This is a genomic window from Neptuniibacter pectenicola (assembly GCF_001597735.1).
In the GTDB taxonomy this organism is placed as follows: domain Bacteria; phylum Pseudomonadota; class Gammaproteobacteria; order Pseudomonadales; family Balneatricaceae; genus Neptuniibacter; species Neptuniibacter pectenicola.
In genome coordinates, this window is sequence record NZ_LUTS01000071.1 from 1 (window position 1) to 500 (window position 500).

1 protein-coding gene is annotated in these 500 nt (G+C 47.0%); it reads right to left on the minus strand.

The features are described 5' to 3' along the window. Positions 1–176: 176 nt before the first annotated feature. Positions 177–500, minus strand: a 324-nt coding sequence (locus tag A3773_RS18435) for a hypothetical protein (protein WP_231902236.1), incomplete at its 5' end; no start/stop codon positions are given.

Sequence of the window (500 nt, forward strand, 5' to 3'; positions counted from 1 at the left end):
TGAAGTGCATAAAAAAGCCAGTTGAATGCTCAACTGGCTTTAATAAAAAACCGTCAACGTATTTTAGGACGGGTCATACACAGAACCAACGCACTCTCCTACCCCAACACATAGACCCGAACGCACAGGACAGCCACACAAACAACACCTGCTTCAAGCCCCTACCACAAAAGAGTTCACCCCGTAGCGACAAACCAACACAACCCTAAACCTACCTCCTTCTCTTCTTTCTCGCCAAACAACATCAACACTAACCCGCTGATAGAGCGCCCCGTGCAACACTTACAACAAGAGCAACAGATAACCTTGGGACATACCAAACCCGCCACATACGAGCACAGACAAGCACAGACAAGCACAGACAAGCACAGACAAGCATCATGATGGCATAAAAAAACCGAGCCTAGGCCACTGCTGTCCCATAGTTTTGGATGGTAAATGAAAAAGCCTGAGATCCACTGGTAAACTGTTGTTACCACACACCAGTTAAACCAAAGGAC